Raw genomic sequence first — 16,220 nt, forward strand, 5'->3', positions numbered from 1 at the left:
CGCCGCCGGCCGGTGCGGCCGCTTCGCCCGACTGGGCGGGCTGCTCGCCGCCTGCCGCAGGGGCGGCTTCGCCGGCCGCCGCAGGGGCGGCTTCGGCGGTCGCCGCCGGAAGCGGCTTCGGGCTGTCGGAGAGGCTGCGCAGATAGGCGACGACGGCGGCGCGCTCATCGTCCTTCTTCAGGCCGGCGAAGCTCATCTTGGTGCCGGGCACGGTTCCCTTCGGATCGTGCAGGAACCTGTTCAGATGCTCGTAATTCCAGACCTGGGTGTGGTTCTCCGAGAACGCGACCATCGCGTCGGAATAGGAGAAGTCCGAAACCGATGCGATCGGGCGCTCGACCACATCCCAGAGATGCGGGCCGACCTTGTTGCCGCCGCCCTTCTCGAGCGTGTGGCAGGCGGTGCACTTGGCGGCGATCTGCTGTCCCTTGGCCGGGTCGGCGCTCGCCAGCAGCGTGTTGAAATCCGGGCCGGCCTCCTGGGCCTCGCCGGCGCCGCCGGCGGACGGCTCGGCGATCGCGATGACATAGGCCGGCTCCTCCGGCGCCTCGCGCTCAAACATGATCTCGGACAGGATGCTGATGCCGAAGGCAATGAGGAGAGCGAAGAGGATCGCACCCGCGATCTTGTTCAGCTCGAACGAATCCATGGGGCCTGGTGCTCCTGCGCGAGATCAGCCGGGACTTTTCCCGCGGCGGCGTCCGCGGCGGGCCGGCACGAGGTATCCCTTTTGACGGGGGGCATCAAGCCGTATAAGCGGCGGCTCGTGAGACGATTTGCCACTCGCCGCGGGCCCTCGGCCCGCCTCCTGCCACGAGCTCCGTCACGCCGATGAACCCGGTCATCGTCATTCCGGCGCGCCTCTCGGCGACGCGTCTTCCGCGCAAGCCGCTCGCCGATATCGGCGGCAAGCCGATGGTGCGCCACGTCGTGGAACGCGCGCTGGAGGCCGATGTCGGTCCGGTCATCGTGGCCGTCGACGATCAGGAGATCGTCGCGGCGCTGGACGGGATCGAGGCGGACGTGGTCGCGACGGATCCGGGCCATCCTTCCGGCTCCGACCGGATCTTCGAGGCGCTTTCGAGGCGCGATCCCGACGCCCGGCACGACGTCGTCATCAATCTCCAGGGCGACCTGCCGACCGTGGCGCCGGCGGTCGTCCGCGCCGCGCTCGGCCCGCTCGCCGACCCGGCCGTCGCGATCGCGACGCTCGCCGCCGAAATCGCCGTCGAGCACGAGCGGACGGACCCGAACGTCGTCAAGGTCGTCGGAAGCCCGGTCGGTCCCGGCCGGCTGCGGGCCCTCTACTTCACCCGCGCGACCGCGCCGTGGGGCGACGGGCCGCTCTTCCACCACATCGGCCTTTATGCCTATCGGCGCTCCGCGCTCACCCGCTTCGTCGGGCTGCCGCAGAGCCCGCTTGAAAAGCGCGAGCGGCTGGAGCAGTTGAGGGCCCTCGAGGCGGGCATGCGGATCGACGTCGCGGTCGTGGAGACCGTACCGCTCGGGGTCGACACGCCGGCCGACCTCGAACGCGCGCGCGCCCTCATCGGCAGCTGAGAAGAGCGGAGCGGACAAGCGTGTCGCGGCAGAAGGTCGTTTTCCAGGGAGAACTCGGGGCCAATTCGCACATAGCGTGCCTCGACGTGTTTCCGGACGCCGAGCCGGTTCCGCTTCCGACCTTCGAGGACTGCTTCCAGGCGGTCTCCGCCGGAGATGCCGATCTCGGCATGATCCCGATCGAGAACTCGGTCGCCGGCCGGGTCGCCGACATCCATCATCTGCTGCCGACCTCGGATCTGTCCATCATCGGCGAGTACTTCCTGCCCGTCCAGCACCAGCTCCTGGGGGTACCTGGAAGCCGGATCGAGGACCTCGAGATCGTGCAGAGCCATGTCCAGGCGCTCGGCCAGTGCCGCAAGCTCATCCGCCGCCTGGGCGTGACGGCGGAAGTCGCCGCCGACACGGCCGGCTCGGCCCGCCAGGTCGCCGAGATCGGCGACAGGAAGCGCGGCGCGATCGCCTCCCGGCTCGCCGCGCAGATCTACGGTCTCGACATCCTGGCGGAGGACGTCGAGGACGAGCCGCACAACACCACGCGCTTCATCTTCCTTTCGCGCGAAGCGCGGCGCGCGGCTGCCGGAAACGGCCCCGTCATCACCTCGTTTGTCTTCCGCGTCCGGAACGTCCCGGCCGCCCTCTATAAGGCGCTGGGCGGCTTCGCGACGAACGGCATCAACATGACGAAGCTCGAAAGCTACCAGCTCGGCGGCCGCTTCTTCGCGACGATGTTCTACGCCGACGTCGAAGGGCACCCGGACCAGCGCAGCCTGGCGCTCGCGCTCGAGGAGCTCGACTTCTTCTCCGCCGAACTCCGCATCGTCGGCGTCTATCCCGCAAGCCCGTTCCGGGCCAACATCGCCGAGCCGGCGGAGAACCGGGAGCTGCGGCCGACCCGGCACGGCTGATCGCGGGCGGGGATACGCCTCGCGCTTCATCCGACCGCGCTACTTGAACATGCCTTCGCGCAGGTTGATGCCATATTCGAGCCAGGCCTTCATCGCGCAGAGCATCTGCGTCCAGCCCTGGCAGTTGCCGTAGGAGGCGCGCAGCCCGGCTTCCGTCTCGCGCCAGCCTTCCTCCGAGATGGCGACGAGGGTGCGGCCGTCCTCGAGCGGCGCGAAGGTCATCGTTACCCGCGTCCGGTATGAAGCCTGCGCCGCCACCGCCTCACCGCCATCGGCCGGCGCGCCTTCGTTGGCCGCCCATTCGAGCACGATCCGCCGCTCCGGCTCGACCTCGACCACCCAGACCGGGAAGGCGCCCGGAAAGTCGTGAAAGTCCCAGTAGACCGTGGCGCCGGTCTCGATCCGCCCTTTGGCGCCGCCGGTCGTGAAATAGCGCGACAGCGCGCCGGGATCGACGACGGCCTGGAACACCTGCGCCACCGGCTTCGCGATCCGCGCCGCCACACTGAACTTGAGCTCCATGACGCCACCTCCTTGGCTGTGCCCCAATCATGTTATAGAAATATAACATGTCAAGCCGCGAATCAGGCGAATCGGAAGAGCGGGTGTTCAAGGCGCTCGCGGCCTCGACCCGCCGCGCGATCCTCGACGCACTGAAAGACCGGCCGCGGACAACGGGCGACCTCTGCACGCTCTTTCCGGCACTCGACCGCTGCACCGTGATGCAGCACCTGAAGGTGCTCGAGGAAGCGGATCTCGTGATCGCGAAGCGCGAGGGGCGGGAGCGCTGGAACCACCTCAATCCCTTGCCGATCAAGCACATACACGACCGTTGGATCGGCCCCTACGCGGCGAGGGCGGTGGCCATGCTGGATCGGCTGAAATCCGATCTCGAGGCCTGACGGGCCGAGATCCGGCACCGCCCGCCGGGAAGGCGTCGTGCCGGGAGGCGAAATCGGCCGGGTCGGGGTCTTTCGTCTCCCGTCCCGGTTCGGCTAGGCAGGATTGCTTTAAAATTGTTGCCTTAGGCTGTCTTGTGCCGCTCGATTGGAGGTGACAGAGTTCAGCATGTCGGATGCCCCATGCTCCGCGACGGTCGCGCCGTACCTTGACGATCGCAGGCCGCCGGCGGCTCCGTCGCGACCGGCCGGGCGGCGGTTCCGGGACAGCGATCACGCCGAGATCGAGCGGCTGCGCGCCGAGATCGCGGCACAGGCCGAGATCATCCGGTCGCAGGCCGAGTCGCTCGCGCACAGCCGGAAGATCTTCGAGCGGGCCTCGGCGGCCGCGCGGATCGGCGTCTGGGAGTGCCGCCTCGCCGACGAGACCCTCAGCTGGTCGGACGTGGTCTACGACATCTTCGATCTGCCGAGGGGTTCGGCCATCGACCGGAGGACAGCTCTCGCCTGCTATCCGGAGGAATCCCGCCTGGCGCTCGACAAGCTGCGCAGGCGAGCAATCGAGGAACGCGGCGGCTTCGGCATGGACGCCGAGATCGTGACGGCGAAGGGGAACCGGCGCTGGATCCGCATCACCGCGACGGTCGAGTGCGAAGGCGGCGTCCCGGTCCGGATCTTCGGGATGAAACAGGACATCACCGAGGAGAAGATCCTCGCCGACCGGACGCGCTATCTCGCCGAGTTCGACGTCATGACGGGGCTCGCCAACCGGAGCACGTTCCAGGCGCGGCTCGCCGGGCAGGCGCCGGCCGAGGCCGGTCCCGTCGGCGCGCTTCTCCTGGTCGACCTCGACGGCTTCAAGCAGATCAACGACACGTTCGGCCACGCCTTCGGCGATGCGTGCCTGAAGGAGGCAGCCCGGCGCCTCGCCGAGGTCGCCCAGACCGCGGATCTCGTCGCGCGGATCGGCGGCGACGAATTCGCGATCGTGGCCGGCGAGGGCTTCGACCTCGGTGCCTGCGAGGCGCTGGCCTCGGCGATCGTGGAGACGATGCGGCGGCCGGTGGCGTGCTGCGGCCACCTCGTCAGGCTCGGCGCGTCGGTCGGCATCGCCAGCGCGGCGGGCCGCGGGGCCCCCGAGCTCTTCATGGAGGCCGACATCGCGCTCTACGCCGCGAAGGCGGCGGGACGCGACACGTTCCGGACCTTCGTTGCGGCGATGATGCCGGAGCGGCCGCGCGCCGTCGCCTGAGGCCGGCCGCGGCGCCGGCTCAGACCGGGCCGAGCGGCCGGTGCGGGGGAGCCGGCAGCTCGACCGCTATCCGGTCGCCCGGGCGGACCGTCCCGCCGGCGCGCACGATCGCCATGATCCCCGCCTTGCGGATGAGCGCGCCGTCCGGAGCCCTGTCGAGCACGGCCGCCATGAGGCCGGCCGCGTAGGCCTCGATCTGGCGGCAGGGATTGCGCAGCCCGGTCACCTCGACGACGGCCTCATCGCCGAGGCGGAGCCGCGCGCCTGCGGGCAGGTCGAGGAGCGCCAATCCGCGCGTCGTGACGTTCTCGCCGAGCGTGCCGGGCGACACCGGGAAGCCCGCCGCCTGCAGCTCCTCGATGAGCTCCGAATGCAGGAGATGGACCTGCCGGAGATTGGGCTGGGTCGGATCCTTCGCGACGCGCGAGCGGTGCTGCACAAGCGTGCCGGCATGGGCGTCCCCGGCGACGCCGAGGCCCGCCACGAGCGCGATCTCCGGCGCGAGCGGCTTGGAGAAGCGATGGTCCGGCGCGCGCGCGACGGCGATCACGCTGCCGGCGGATTCCGCCGCGGTCACGCCGCGGCCTCCGATGCCGCGAAGGCCGCGACGAGGCTGCGGGCGATCGCGATCGCGGGCGGGGCGGTGAAGCCGTCCGGGTGGGTTCCGGCGAGGATCGCGCGGACCTCCGCACGCGTGAACCAGCGGCAGTCCTCGAGCTCGCTCTCGTCGCGCCGGATCTCGGTCGAGAGCGCCTCGGCGAAGCAGCCGAGCATCAGCGAGGAGGGGAACGGCCAGGGCTGGCTCGAATGGTAGGCGACGCGGCCGACGAGGATGCCGGATTCCTCCCCCACTTCGCGGCGCACGGCGCCCTCGATCGTCTCCCCCGGCTCGATGAAGCCGGCGAGGGCGGAATAGCGGCCGGGCGGAAAGCGCGCCTGGCGGCCGAGCAGGCAGCGGTCGCCGTCGATCGCGAGCATGATCGCCACCGGGTCGACGCGCGGAAAGTGCTGCGCGCCGCAGGACCCGCATTCGCGCCGGACGCCGCCGGCGGCGGGCACCGTCGGCGCGCCGCAGCGGGCGCAGAAGCGGTGGTTCTCGTGCCACGAAAGGAGCGACCGCGCCTGCGCGAGCGCCCCGAGTTCCTCCGCCGGCAGCAGCGCCTGGGAGGCGAGCGAGCGGAGGTCGATGGCGTGCATGCCGTCCGGAAGCGGCCGGTCGGACGGCACGGAACCGGCGAGGCGCGGACCGCCGGGGCAGGTGCCGAGGAGGACGAGGCTGCCGCGGTCGAGCCCGAGCGCCGCCGCGCTCGCGACGTCGTGGAGGGCGCTCGCGGCGCTTCCGGCGGCGACGAGCGCGCGCTCTTCCGCGAGGAGATAGAGGCGGGCGGCCGGATCGGCGAGCGCCTCGGCAAGGCTCGCCTCGGTGCGGGCCTCCGAGAGCCGGTCGAGCCGGTTTCCCGCGAATCCGTTGAGTGCGCTCGTATCGCCGAAACGCGGATGCTCGAAAAGATGACCCACGAAATCTCCTGCTACTGGATCCTGCCGATGCGGGTGACGTTGAGGCGCCCGGCGATGCGGGAGGCGAGCGCCTCCGCCTCGCCGGCCGGATAGGGCCGGGCGGGCGCGGCGCCCCAGACGGGCTTCGGCCACGCCCGGTCGCCGGCCTGCCGCGCGACGACGTGCACGTGGAGCTGCCGCACCTGGTTGCCGAGCGCGGCGACGTTGAGCTTGTCGACGCGCGCGAGGCTGCGCAGCGCCTCCCCGGCGAGATCGATCTCGTCGATGAGCGCGATCCGGTCGTGGCGCGGCAAATCGTGGATCTCGACGCGACCGGCCCGGCGCGGCACCAGGACGAGCCAGGGATAGTTCGCGTCGAGCATCAGCCGCACGGCGGAAAGCGGCAGATCGGCGACCGGGCAGGTGTCGCGCTCGAGCTGGGGGTCGATGTGGAAGGGCAAGCGGAGTCCTCGCCGACGGTAGCCTGGGGAGAGCCGGCCCTAGATAGCAGTCAGGCCGGCCGCGGTCCGTACAAAATGATCGCGGCGCCGGTCAGGCAGATGACGGCGCCGAGGAGGTCCCAGCGATCCGGGGCGACGGACTCCACCTGCCACAGCCAGGCGAGCGACGCCGCGATGTAGACGCCGCCATAGGCGGCATAGGCGCGGCCGGCGGCAGCGCTCTCCACGCGCGTCAGGAGAAAGGCGAAGAGCGCGAGCGACACCATGCCCGGCAGGATCCAGAGCGCCGAGCGGCCGAGACGCAGCCACGCCCAGAACGCGAAACAGCCGGCGATCTCCGCGAGGGCGGCGCCGAGATAGGCGGCGATGGTCGGCATTCCTCCGGTGCTCCCGAGCGGTCCCGCAACCGCGCCATCATGCCAGTCCGGGCCAATCCGCGTCACCCCGGACGGCACTTTGTTGACAGCCGGTCGGCACCGACTAAGGTCCGCCGCGCTTTCAAGACAACCGGACGGCCATGGCGGACACCGAGCAGCTCCAGACGATCATCGACGAGGCCTTCGACGCGCGGGACGGCATCGGGCCCGGCACGGCGGGCGAGGTCCGCGACGCGGTCGAGCAGGCGCTCGCCCTCCTCGATTCGGGTGCCGCGCGGGTGGCCGAGCGCGCCGGCGACGGCCGCTGGAGCGTCAACCAGTGGCTCAAGAAGGCGGTGCTCCTGTCGTTCCGGCTCAATCCGATGGAGGTCATCCCTGGCGGGCCGGGCGGGGCGGTCTGGTGGGACAAGGTGCCCTCGAAATTCGCCGGCTGGACCGCGGCCGATTTCGAGAAGGGCGGCTTCCGGGTGGTGCCGGGCGCGGTCGTCCGCCGTTCGGCCTTCATCGCCCCGGGCGCCGTGCTCATGCCGAGCTTCGTCAATCTCGGCGCCCATGTCGGCGAGGGCACGATGGTGGACACCTGGGCGACGGTCGGCTCCTGCGCGCAGATCGGCCGGAACTGCCATCTCTCGGGCGGGGTCGGGATCGGCGGCGTGCTCGAGCCGCTGCAGGCCGAGCCGGTGATCATCGAGGACAATTGCTTCGTCGGCGCGCGCTCCGAGGTGGCGGAAGGCGTCATCGTGCGCGAGGGCTCGGTGCTCTCCATGGGGGTCTATCTCGGCGCCTCGACGCGGATCGTCGACCGCGCGAGCGGGGAGGTCCTCTATGGCGAGGTGCCGGCCTATTCCGTCGTCGTGCCCGGCAGCATGCCCGGGAGCGGCGGCGGGCCGTCCCTCTATTGCGCCGTGATCGTGAAGCGGGTCGACGAGCGGACGCGCTCCAAGACCTCGATCAACGAACTGCTCAGGTCCTGAATTGGCCCGCCGACCCGTCCGATCCTCCCCGGATCTCCCGAAGCGCATGCTTTGGGCGTTCTTCGGCCTTTCGGGACGGATCGGGCGGCAGGTCTACTGGCTCGTCGTCCTCGGCCTCCAGGCCGTCCTGACCGTCATCTTCCTGCAATTGATCGGCCGCGAGGAGGCGAGCTTCTTCCAGATCGTCTCGCTGCTCTCGCCCTTCGTCTCCATCGCGATCCTGTGGTCGAGCATCGCGGTTTCGGTGAAGCGGCTTCACGATATCGGCATGAGCGGCCTCTGGGCGGTCGTGGCGCTGGTGCCGCTCATCAACATCGCCTTCCACGTCTGGCTCGGCATCGTGCCGCCGATGCGGGGGCCGAACCGCTACGGCGACCGCAGCGACGTTCCGCCGGCCTGAGGGGGGCGGGAAACGGGCGATTCGGTGGTGAATTCCCTACGGATATGTTTGATGAGAGAATCCTCTGCGAAGCTGGAGGTCGGCGAACCGACAGCTGACCTCCAGTACCTCACACCCATTTCCCCGCAAGCGCTTTGCGCTTCGGAAAGCGCTTGCCCATAGCACCTCGCCAACGCGGCACGGATGCAGCCTCAGTTCGGCAAGATCATACCGACAGGATCCTGCCATCACATCCGCCGGACGGTTACCGCGTGCTCAAGGGTGAGCGCGAGATAATGGTCACCGGACCGTCACGGGCACTCCGGCAGCGAGAGAAGATTGTCCGGCTGTTCACCGTCTGCTTCCGTCGTCAGGTACTTGTTGCCGAACCGGCTGGTCCTGACAATGACATTCACCTCGCGCCCGCCGGCGCTGACGAAGAAGGACCATTTCCCGGACTCGATGCCAACGATCGCATCCGGCTGCGTCAGCAGCCAGCGGGCGCGGTCGGCGTTCACGCCTCCGACATGCGTGATCCTCTCCCAGGGATTGTATCTATCCGTCTTACGGACGCACTGGATCTGATGACGCGCTGCCATGGCGCGCTCCTTTCTCGGCGCTTGCGCCGACCTGAAAGAGCGGCTTGCCCATGCGGCGGAATGCATTACACTGATAAACGCACCGACCATCCCGCGGTCAAAGCCGCCCGATGGACCTACGACCCGGGCGCGCTGGAATGCGCCCGGGTCGATTCACATTGGGCACACCACGAGCATCGCACGGCGCAGGGGTCGCGTCTAGGGCAAACTTGGGTCTCCTTTTAATCCTCTACATCTTATGAAGTTGAAAGGCTCAGCTCGATGCGCTATGTGGTGCCTCTGTCGGGCGAGCTTCCGAGGCTCTCGGCCTCGGCCTCATTGAAGGATAAGCTGTCGCGGATTGGTTGATGCAGCAGCGATACCCGCTCGCCCGACATCTTCGCGTCGCAAGCTTACGTGCGGCCGTCGCACGACGAGTGGCACTGCCGGAGTCCTCTCGCGCTCGATCGAGCGAAGGTCGGTGCCTACACTTTCTCAAGCAGATCGTTCCGCCAGATAACTCCCTCGCCTTCCAGCAGGGGGCGTAGGCGCATGTCGCTGCGCCAACCAGCGGTGAAATCGTCTACCTAGCCTCGCCGAGCATGGAGCGACCAGAATGTCACCGTGTTTGGCTCGCGCGGTCCGTTGTCGCCCCCGCGCGATGCGGTCCGTGTTTCCGCCGGGTGCCCGACGCGATGCTTGCTCATGCTTTCTGACTCAGGTGGCTCCCAGTACTTCGCGGCGCCGGAGCCGAGCCCAGCACCGGAAGGCTTGTCGCGGCGCGGCGCTCCCGCTAACCGGATCGACGGCACCGACCGGATGGGGAGCCGAAGATGGACTGGCACTATCTCTTCCTCGATTTCGACGGCCGCATCGGCCGCCGCGACTGGTGGACCGGCGCGATCATCCTGTTTCTCGCCAGCATCATCGGCGGGTGGCTGTTCGGCGACGGCTTCATCGGCTGGGTGATCAGCGTCCTGATGCTCATCCCGACGCTCGGCGTGCACATCAAGCGCTTCCACGACCGCGGCAAGAGCGGCTGGTGGGTGCTGATCGTCTTCGTCCCGGTGATCGGCTTCATCTGGATGATCGTCGATCTCGGGATCCTGGAAGGCGATCCGGGGCCCAACCGCTTCGGGCCGCCGCCGGCGCCGGTCGTTTCGTGAGCGCGCCGGCCGCGGACATCCTGGTCGAGCTCCTGGCCGCCCCGAGCGTGACCCCGGACGCCGGGCCCGCGCTGGACGTCATCGCCCGCCTGCTTTCGGCCGCGGGATTCTCGGTCGATCGCCCGGTCTTCACGGAGCCCGGCACGCCCGACGTCGAGAACCTCTTCGCCGCGATCGGGGCGGGCGAGCGCCATTTCGTCTTCGTCGGCCATGCCGACGTGGTGCCGCCGGGCGATCCGGCGCGCTGGCGCCATCCCCCCTTTGCCGCCGCCGTCGAGGACGGGGTCGTCTACGGCCGCGGCGCGGTCGACATGAAGGGCGGACTGGCCGCCTTCATCGCCGCCGCGCTCCGCTTCCTCGAGCGGCGCGGGCCGGAATTCGGCGGCCGCCTCTCCTTTCTCGTCACCGGCGACGAGGAGGGGCCGGCCGTGAACGGCACGGCCAAGCTCCTCGCCTGGGCGAAGGGGCGCGGCGAGGGCTTCAGCGCCGCGCTCGTGGGCGAGCCGACCTCCGTCGAGAGGCTGGGCGACCAGATCAAGATCGGCCGGCGCGGAAGCTTTTCGGCGACGCTCGTGGTCACGGGACGGCAGGGCCATGCGGCCTATCCGCATCTCGCCGAAAATCCGATCCGCGGGCTGACGGAGCTCCTCTGGGCGCTCCAGGCGGAGCCGCTCGATGCCGGGACCGATCATTTCGAGCCCTCGACCTTCGAAGTGGTCTCCGTCGATGTCGGGAACCCGGCCTGGAACGTCATTCCCGGCTCCGCCTCGGCCCGCTTCAACAGCCGGTTCAACGACCTCTGGGACCGCGCGAGCCTGCGGGCGGAGGTCGAGCGGCGCCTGCGCCTCGCCGCGGAAGCTCCGCGCTTCTCGGCCGCGCCGATCCGCTGGAGCCTCGCAGAGGAGCCGTCGCCGTCCGACGTCTTCCTGACCCATGACGAAGCGCTGATCGGGCTCGTCTCGCGCGCGGTTGAGGAGGCGACGGGGCTGAGGCCGCGGCTCTCCACCGGCGGCGGCACCTCCGATGCGCGCTTCGTGAAGGACTATTGCCCGGTGGTCGAATTCGGACCGGTCGGCACCAGCATGCACCAGGCCGACGAGCGGATCGGCCTCGACGAGCTGGAGCGGCTTGCCGCCGTTTACGAGCGCATTCTCGACGCGTATTTCACCGCCTGATGCTTTTCGAGTGGATTCGCCGCAACCTGGCAGGCGCCTGGGCCCTCATGAACGGCGACGCCGCCGGCCTGAGGATTCTCGATATCTCGGTCGAGGGCTTCTGGCGCTCGTTCGCCGCGATTTTGTTCGTCGTCCTGTTCTCGCTGCCGGTCCTCGTCGCCGAGCCGACGCTCCTTGCCGGGGAAGGCGGCCAGGCGACCGCCACCCGCGCGCCGATGCTCCTTCAGATCGTGGCGATCCTCGTCGACTGGGTCGCGTTCCCGCTGATCTTCGCCGCGCTGGCCCGTCCGCTCGGGCTCGGCGGCCAGTACGTGCCCTATATCGTCGGCCGCAACTGGAGCTCGGTCATCGTGTCCGGGATCTATGCCGCGGTGCTGGTGCCGTACCTGCTCGGCGTGCTGCCGGCGGGCATCGTCCCCTACCTGCTCTTCGCCGTCTTCGGCCTCGCGCTCCGCTTCTCCTATCTCGTGGCGCGGATCGCGCTCGGCGTGCCGGCGAGCCTTGCCGTGCCGATCGTGGTGCTCGAGGTGCTGGTCTCGCTGGTGGTGGAGTTCACCCTCGGCCGGTCGGGCTGAACGCCTCCGGGTAGTCGACCCTCACGAGGTAGAGACCGTCGGGCGGCGCGATCGGGCCGCAGGCGCGCCTGTCCCGCGCTTCGAGGGCCTCGGCGACCTGCGCCGGCCGCCATTTCCCTTCGCCGACGAGCTTCAGCGAGCCGGCAAAGGAGCGGATCTGGTTGTGGAGGAAGGAACGCGCGGACGCCTCGATGACGATCTCCTCGCCCGAGCGGACGACGTCGAGCCGGTCGAGCGTCTTCACCGCGCTCTTCGCCTGGCATTCGGTCGAGCGGAAGGTCGTGAAGTCGTGCGTGCCCACGAGATGGCGGGCGGCCGCATCCATCGCCTCGGCATCGAGCCGCCGCCCGACCCGCCAGGCGCGGCCGCGCTCGATCGCGAGCGGCGCGCGCCGGTTGACGATCCGGTACCGGTAGTGCCGCCTGAGCGCGGAAAACCGTGCGTCGAACGCGTCGGCGACCGGCTCGGCCGACAGCACCGCGACCGGGTCGGGGCGGAGATGCGCATTGAGGGCATCGGCGAGCCGGTCGCCCGGCCAGGCCCTGGCGAGGTCCAGATGCGCGACCTGCCCGAGCGCGTGGACGCCGGCATCCGTCCGGCCCGCCCCGCGCACGGTCGGCCGCTCGCCGGTGAGCCTGAACGCCGCCGCCTCCAGGGCGCCCTGGACGGAGCGGCCGTTCGCCTGCCGCTGCCAGCCGACGAAGGGGCCGCCGTCATATTCGACGATCAGTCTGAAGCGGGGCACGGCTGGTCCCTCCGGTCGTCCGGCGCGGCGCGGTGCGCTGCCTCCGCCGCATGCTCCGGCATCAGGGCGCGACAGTCACGTCGTGGCGGGCGCCGCGCAGGAACTCGTCGGCGGTCACCGCCTTCCTGCCGGCGCGCTGGAGCTCGAGCAGATCGACCGCGCCGGTCCCGCACGGCACCGTCAGGCCGGCCCCGGAGCCGGCGCCGGCCGGAACGGCGCGCAGGACCTTCACCCGCTCCGGCTTGCCGCCGATCGCGATCTCGCACCAGGCGCCGGGAAACGGCGACAGCCCGTTGATGTGGCGGGCGACCTCGGCCGCGGGCCGGCTCCAGTCGATCCGCGCCTCGGCCTTGTCGATCTTGGCGGCATAGACGACGCCCGTCTCGGACTGCGGCAGGCAGGCGAGCGCACCGCGCTCGAGCGCGGCGACGGCCCGGACCATGAGGTCGGCGCCGAGCCGTGCGAGCCGGCCGCCGAGCTCCCCCGCCGTTTCGGCCGGGCCGATCGCGACGCGCTCGGCCATGCAGACCGGGCCGGTATCGAGCCCTTCGTCCATCCGCATCACCATGACGCCGGTCTCGGCATCGCCCGCCATGATCGCGCGCTGGATGGGCGCCGCACCCCGCCAGCGCGGCAGCAGCGAGCCATGCAGGTTGAGGCAGCCATGGCGCGGGGCCTCGAGGATCGGCGGCGGCAGGATCAGCCCGTAGGCGACGACCACCGCGACGTCAGCCGCGAGGGACCGGAAGCTCTCCTGCTCCTCCCCGCCGCGCAGCGATTTCGGGGCGCGGACGGGAATGCCGAACTTCTCGGCCGTCTCCTGGACCGGGGAGGGACGCTCCGCCATGCCGCGGCCGGCGGGACGGGGCGGCTGCGTGTAGGCGGCCGCGATCTCGTGGCCCTGGCCGACCAACTCGACGAGGGTCGGCACCGCGAGTGCGGGCGTGCCCATGAAGACGATGCGCAGGCTCACGGGCGCTCCGTCAGATGCGCTGCTGGCGGTGGCGTTCCTTCTCGCGCGCCTGCTTGGCGAACTTCCGGACGACGAGATCGCGCTTCAGCTTGGAGAGATAGTCGATGAAGAGCACGCCGTTCAGATGGTCGATCTCGTGCTGCAGGCAGACGGCGAGGAGGCCCTCCGCCTCCTGCTCCTGGAGCCTTCCGTCCCGGTCGATATACTTCACCCGCACCTTCGCGGGGCGCTCCACCTCGGCATAATAGTCCGGGATCGACAGACAGCCCTCCTCGTAGCGCGCGCGCTCGTCCGACGACCACACGATCTCCGGGTTGACGAGGAAGAGCGGCCTGCGTTCCTCCTCCTCCTTTCCGATGTCGATCGTCACGAGCCGGCGCGGGACGCCGACCTGGACCGCGGCGAGGCCGATGCCCGGGGCGTCGTACATCGTGTGCAGCATCTGGTCGAGGAACCGGCGCGTCTCGTCGTTGACGTCTTCGACGGGGGCGCTCGCCTCGCGCAGCACGGGATCGGGAATCGTCAGGATCTCGAGGGTGGTCATTGCGACGGCGAAATAGGATCTGACCCCCGGGGCGTCAACGGATTCCCGCGGAGACTGCGCCGCCCCGAGCCGAATCAGCTAACGTGAACATTATGGAAACGACGCTCTGGCCGGCGCTCCGGGAGCTGACCCGGGCGAATCTTCCCGCGCTCGCCGCGGGCGCGGTGCTGCTCTTCCTCGTGCTCTCGGCGCTCTTCCTGGCGCGCGCGTCCGGGCGCCGACGGCGCGCGGAGGCGGCCGCGGCTTCCCAGGCGGACGCGCTCGAGGCGCGGCTCAACGCCGTGCTCTCCACGCAGGCCGAGCTGACCGGCCGCATGCAGACGATGGCCGAGATCTTCGGCGCCCGGCAGGCCGACCTCAACCGCGCGCTTTCGGAGCGGCTCGACGGCATGGCCCACAAGCTCAACCTCTCGGTCGGCGAGGCGAGCCGGACGACCAACGACCAGCTGACGCAGCTCCAGGAGCGGATCGCCGTGATCGACGCGGCGCGGCAGCATATCGGCGAGCTGACCGGGCAGGTGGCGACGCTTTCCGGCATCCTCGGCAACAAGCAGGCGCGCGGCGCCTTCGGCCAGGGCCGGATGGAGGCGATCATCGCCGACGCGCTGCCGGCGAGCGGCTACGCCCTCCAGCCGACGCTGAAGAGCGGCATGCGCCCCGACTGCCTGGTCTTCATGCCGAACGGGGCGCCGCCGCTCGTCATCGACGCGAAGTTTCCGCTCGAGGCGTTCAACGCGCTGCGGGCGGCCGAGACGGCGGAAGCGACGCGGGCGGCCGAGGCGCGGCTGCGTGCCGACGTGATGCGGCACCTGCGCGACATCCGCGACCGCTACCTGGTTCCGGGCGAGACGCACGACACGGCGCTCATGTTCGTGCCGTCGGAATCAATCTTCGCCGAAATCCAGGAGCGCTTCGAGGACGTCGTGCAGCGCGCCCACCGCGCCCGCATCGTCATCGTGTCGCCGTCGCTCCTGCTCCTCTCCATCCAGGTGATCCAGGCGGTCCTGCGCGACGCGCGGCTGAAGGAGCAGGCGCACGTGATCCAGAGCGAGGTGATGAAGCTGATGGAGGATGTCGGCCGCCTCGACGAACGCGTGCGCAAGCTGCAGGCGCACTTCCTGCAGACGCAGCGGGACGTCGAGCAGGTGCTCGTCTCCTCCGACAAGATCGTGGCGCGCGGGCGCCGGATCGAGGCGATCGGGGAGGGCGAGGAGGGCGCGGCGCCGCTCGCGGTCTCCGCCGCCGAATGACGCGGCTCCCGAATGACGGGGCGCGCCTAACCGAAGGTAAAGAAATCGGCTCAACTGATGGGTGCGCCGTTCAGCCGGCTTCAAGACATGCCTGCTAGAGAGGCAGCTGCGGAAGGAGCTTACCGGCGGGCCGCGCTCGCCGGACCGCCCCGTCCGCCTCGGCCGTTGCTTGCGCGCCGTGAAGTCTTGCGGCCACCACCTGGCCCGAGCGGTCCGTCGGGCTCTCGTCCCGGCGGGCCGCGGGCCGGCCAGCCTCCTCAGCCCTGCGCCGCCAGCTCCTCGTCGATCCGGGTCGCCTCCAGGAAGGCCGGGCGCGCGCGGCAGCGGTCGGCATAGCTGCCGATCGGGCCCTCCGAGGGCAGGATGTGCCAGAGCACGCCCCAGTGGAGGTTCGAGCCGATGAGGATGTCGGCGGCGGTGAAGGCGTCGCCGAGGATCCAGGTGCGGCCGGCAAGCGCCTCGGTCATCACGCGCTCCATGGTCGCGAAATCGCCCCAGCCGGCCTGCCGGGCAGGCACGTCCCACTTGAAGAACTTTTCCCCGAAGCAGGGCTCCATCACGCCGACCGCATAGAACAGCCATTGCAGATAGGCGCCCCGGTCCGGGTCGCCGGGGGCGGGGGAGAACCGGCCGTTGCCGTAGCGCTCGGCGAGATAGGCGACGATCGCGCCGGATTCGGCCACAGGCGCGCCCCGGTCGGTGATGGCAGGCACCTTTCCGCTCGGGTTCAGTTTCAGGAACTCCGCGCTCTTCTGCTCGCCCTTCTCCAGGCTCACGCGGTGCAGCGCATAGGGCACGCCGAGCTCCTCCAGGAACCAGAGGATGCGGAACGAGCGCGAGCGCGGCGCATGGTAGAGGACGAGGTCGGAGGTCTCGGTGAGCGGCATCGGCTGATCCCTTTCAGCAT

Annotated in this window: 21 protein-coding genes; 10 read left to right on the forward strand and 11 right to left on the reverse strand. The window is 70.1% G+C overall.

The annotated features are described in order from the left end of the window. Nucleotides 1-649, reverse strand: a 649-nt coding sequence (locus E4O86_RS14980; RefSeq protein WP_161141363.1) for a c-type cytochrome, incomplete at its 3' end; no start/stop codon positions are given. A 182-nt stretch (nt 650-831) separates the two neighbouring features. On the opposite strand from E4O86_RS14980, the gene E4O86_RS14985 reads away from it, so the two are divergent. Further along, complete coding sequence (locus E4O86_RS14985; protein ID WP_161141364.1) at nt 832-1,560, forward strand: 3-deoxy-manno-octulosonate cytidylyltransferase; 729 nt, start codon at nt 832-834, stop codon at nt 1,558-1,560. 20 nt (nt 1,561-1,580) lie between these two features. Beyond that, nucleotides 1,581-2,468, forward strand: coding sequence for a prephenate dehydratase (locus E4O86_RS14990; protein WP_161141365.1), 888 nt, complete (start codon nt 1,581-1,583; stop codon nt 2,466-2,468). Nucleotides 2,469-2,507: 39 nt separating this feature from the next. On the opposite strand, the gene E4O86_RS14995 is transcribed toward E4O86_RS14990, so the two are convergent. Next, entirely contained in the window at nt 2,508-2,990 is a 483-nt protein-coding gene (locus E4O86_RS14995; protein ID WP_161141366.1) for an SRPBCC family protein, read from the reverse strand. A 47-nt stretch (nt 2,991-3,037) separates the two neighbouring features. Between E4O86_RS14995 and E4O86_RS15000 the strand changes: the two genes are divergently transcribed. Together E4O86_RS15000 and E4O86_RS15005 are read left to right on the forward strand one after the other, a co-directional pair. Next, nucleotides 3,038-3,370, forward strand: coding sequence for an ArsR/SmtB family transcription factor (locus E4O86_RS15000; RefSeq protein ID WP_161141367.1), 333 nt, complete (start codon nt 3,038-3,040; stop codon nt 3,368-3,370). A 166-nt stretch (nt 3,371-3,536) separates the two neighbouring features. After that, nucleotides 3,537-4,619 carry a diguanylate cyclase domain-containing protein gene (locus E4O86_RS15005; RefSeq protein ID WP_161141368.1) on the forward strand — a complete coding sequence of 361 codons (1,083 nt, stop codon included), beginning with the start codon at nt 3,537-3,539 and terminating at the stop codon, nt 4,617-4,619. 19 nt (nt 4,620-4,638) lie between these two features. Here the strand turns inward: E4O86_RS15005 and E4O86_RS15010 are convergent, their stop codons facing one another. From E4O86_RS15010 to E4O86_RS15025, 4 genes are read right to left on the reverse strand one after another with little or no spacing between them, the layout of a single operon-like run. Beyond that, a complete protein-coding gene (locus E4O86_RS15010; protein WP_161141369.1) occupies nt 4,639-5,196 on the reverse strand; it encodes an MOSC domain-containing protein in 558 nt (185 codons plus the stop codon). Next, nucleotides 5,193-6,137, reverse strand: a complete 945-nt coding sequence (nudC, locus tag E4O86_RS15015; protein ID WP_161141370.1) for an NAD(+) diphosphatase — start codon at nt 6,135-6,137, stop codon at nt 5,193-5,195. Before nudC ends, E4O86_RS15010 begins: the two co-directional genes overlap by 4 nt. Before the next feature lie 11 nt (nt 6,138-6,148). Further along, nucleotides 6,149-6,577, reverse strand: coding sequence for an HIT domain-containing protein (locus E4O86_RS15020; protein WP_161141371.1), 429 nt, complete (start codon nt 6,575-6,577; stop codon nt 6,149-6,151). Between the two features lie 50 nt (nt 6,578-6,627). Further along, nucleotides 6,628-6,954 (reverse strand): YnfA family protein, encoded by a 327-nt coding sequence (locus E4O86_RS15025; RefSeq protein WP_161141372.1) that lies wholly within the window; start codon nt 6,952-6,954, stop codon nt 6,628-6,630. Between the two features lie 140 nt (nt 6,955-7,094). On the opposite strand from E4O86_RS15025, the gene dapD reads away from it, so the two are divergent. Further along, complete coding sequence (gene dapD / locus E4O86_RS15030) at nt 7,095-7,928, forward strand: 2,3,4,5-tetrahydropyridine-2,6-dicarboxylate N-succinyltransferase (protein ID WP_161141373.1); 834 nt, start codon at nt 7,095-7,097, stop codon at nt 7,926-7,928. Between the two features lie 46 nt (nt 7,929-7,974). Further along, on the forward strand, nt 7,975-8,328 hold the full coding sequence (locus tag E4O86_RS15035; protein ID WP_161141374.1) for a DUF805 domain-containing protein: 354 nt from the start codon (nt 7,975-7,977) through the stop codon (nt 8,326-8,328). 290 nt (nt 8,329-8,618) lie between these two features. Here E4O86_RS15035 and E4O86_RS15040 read toward each other — a convergent pair whose 3' ends face one another. Continuing rightward, nucleotides 8,619-8,906 (reverse strand): DUF3892 domain-containing protein, encoded by a 288-nt coding sequence (locus E4O86_RS15040; protein WP_161141375.1) that lies wholly within the window; start codon nt 8,904-8,906, stop codon nt 8,619-8,621. Nucleotides 8,907-9,718: 812 nt separating this feature from the next. On the opposite strand from E4O86_RS15040, the gene E4O86_RS23630 reads away from it, so the two are divergent. The 3 genes from E4O86_RS23630 to E4O86_RS15050 are packed head-to-tail and all read left to right on the forward strand — an operon-like array spanning nt 9,719 to nt 11,801. Then, nucleotides 9,719-10,051 carry a DUF805 domain-containing protein gene (locus tag E4O86_RS23630; RefSeq protein WP_246206422.1) on the forward strand — a complete coding sequence of 111 codons (333 nt, stop codon included), beginning with the start codon at nt 9,719-9,721 and terminating at the stop codon, nt 10,049-10,051. Continuing rightward, complete coding sequence (gene dapE / locus E4O86_RS15045; protein WP_343039174.1) at nt 10,048-11,226, forward strand: succinyl-diaminopimelate desuccinylase; 1,179 nt, start codon at nt 10,048-10,050, stop codon at nt 11,224-11,226. Before E4O86_RS23630 ends, dapE begins: the two co-directional genes overlap by 4 nt. A gap of 47 nt (nt 11,227-11,273) precedes the next feature. Beyond that, the gene (locus E4O86_RS15050; protein WP_161141377.1) at nt 11,274-11,801 is read left to right on the forward strand and encodes a hypothetical protein; all 528 of its coding nucleotides are present in this window, start codon (nt 11,274-11,276) and stop codon (nt 11,799-11,801) included. Here E4O86_RS15050 and truA read toward each other — a convergent pair. From truA to def, 3 genes are all read right to left on the reverse strand, one after another. Beyond that, the gene (gene truA / locus E4O86_RS15055; RefSeq protein ID WP_161141378.1) at nt 11,779-12,546 is read right to left on the reverse strand and encodes a tRNA pseudouridine(38-40) synthase TruA; all 768 of its coding nucleotides are present in this window, start codon (nt 12,544-12,546) and stop codon (nt 11,779-11,781) included. The two genes, E4O86_RS15050 and truA, sit on opposite strands and share 23 nt — an antisense overlap. A gap of 61 nt (nt 12,547-12,607) precedes the next feature. After that, complete coding sequence (gene fmt, locus E4O86_RS15060; RefSeq protein ID WP_161141390.1) at nt 12,608-13,513, reverse strand: methionyl-tRNA formyltransferase; 906 nt, start codon at nt 13,511-13,513, stop codon at nt 12,608-12,610. Between the two features lie 16 nt (nt 13,514-13,529). Beyond that, complete coding sequence (gene def / locus E4O86_RS15065) at nt 13,530-14,063, reverse strand: peptide deformylase (RefSeq protein WP_161141379.1); 534 nt, start codon at nt 14,061-14,063, stop codon at nt 13,530-13,532. 92 nt (nt 14,064-14,155) lie between these two features. Between def and E4O86_RS15070 the strand changes: the two genes are divergently transcribed. Continuing rightward, nucleotides 14,156-15,313 carry a DNA recombination protein RmuC gene (locus E4O86_RS15070; protein ID WP_161141391.1) on the forward strand — a complete coding sequence of 386 codons (1,158 nt, stop codon included), beginning with the start codon at nt 14,156-14,158 and terminating at the stop codon, nt 15,311-15,313. Nucleotides 15,314-15,570: 257 nt separating this feature from the next. On the opposite strand, the gene E4O86_RS15075 is transcribed toward E4O86_RS15070, so the two are convergent. Then, a complete protein-coding gene (locus E4O86_RS15075; RefSeq protein ID WP_161141380.1) occupies nt 15,571-16,200 on the reverse strand; it encodes a glutathione S-transferase family protein in 630 nt (209 codons plus the stop codon). Nucleotides 16,201-16,220: the final 20 nt, after the last annotated feature.

Origin of the sequence: Propylenella binzhouense (genome assembly GCF_009866965.1) — a bacterium.
Lineage (GTDB): Bacteria > Pseudomonadota > Alphaproteobacteria > Rhizobiales > Afifellaceae > Propylenella > Propylenella binzhouense.

What these genes read in the sequence shown, in the direction of transcription:
- E4O86_RS15040 (WP_161141375.1), bottom strand. Translation starts at nt 8,906, where the DNA reads ATGGCAGCGCGTCATCAGATCCAGTGCGTCCGTAAGACGGATAGATAC.
- E4O86_RS15070 (WP_161141391.1), top strand. Translation starts at nt 14,156, where the DNA reads ATGGAAACGACGCTCTGGCCGGCGCTCCGGGAGCTGACCCGGGCGAAT.
- E4O86_RS15035 (WP_161141374.1), top strand. Translation starts at nt 7,975, where the DNA reads ATGCTTTGGGCGTTCTTCGGCCTTTCGGGACGGATCGGGCGGCAGGTC.
- E4O86_RS14985 (WP_161141364.1), top strand. Translation starts at nt 832, where the DNA reads ATGAACCCGGTCATCGTCATTCCGGCGCGCCTCTCGGCGACGCGTCTT.
- E4O86_RS15005 (WP_161141368.1), top strand. Translation starts at nt 3,537, where the DNA reads ATGTCGGATGCCCCATGCTCCGCGACGGTCGCGCCGTACCTTGACGAT.
- E4O86_RS15000 (WP_161141367.1), top strand. Translation starts at nt 3,038, where the DNA reads ATGTCAAGCCGCGAATCAGGCGAATCGGAAGAGCGGGTGTTCAAGGCG.
- E4O86_RS15075 (WP_161141380.1), bottom strand. Translation starts at nt 16,200, where the DNA reads ATGCCGCTCACCGAGACCTCCGACCTCGTCCTCTACCATGCGCCGCGC.
- def (WP_161141379.1), bottom strand. Translation starts at nt 14,063, where the DNA reads ATGACCACCCTCGAGATCCTGACGATTCCCGATCCCGTGCTGCGCGAG.
- E4O86_RS15050 (WP_161141377.1), top strand. Translation starts at nt 11,274, where the DNA reads ATGAACGGCGACGCCGCCGGCCTGAGGATTCTCGATATCTCGGTCGAG.
- E4O86_RS23630 (WP_246206422.1), top strand. Translation starts at nt 9,719, where the DNA reads ATGGACTGGCACTATCTCTTCCTCGATTTCGACGGCCGCATCGGCCGC.
- E4O86_RS15025 (WP_161141372.1), bottom strand. Translation starts at nt 6,954, where the DNA reads ATGCCGACCATCGCCGCCTATCTCGGCGCCGCCCTCGCGGAGATCGCC.
- dapD (WP_161141373.1), top strand. Translation starts at nt 7,095, where the DNA reads ATGGCGGACACCGAGCAGCTCCAGACGATCATCGACGAGGCCTTCGAC.
- E4O86_RS14995 (WP_161141366.1), bottom strand. Translation starts at nt 2,990, where the DNA reads ATGGAGCTCAAGTTCAGTGTGGCGGCGCGGATCGCGAAGCCGGTGGCG.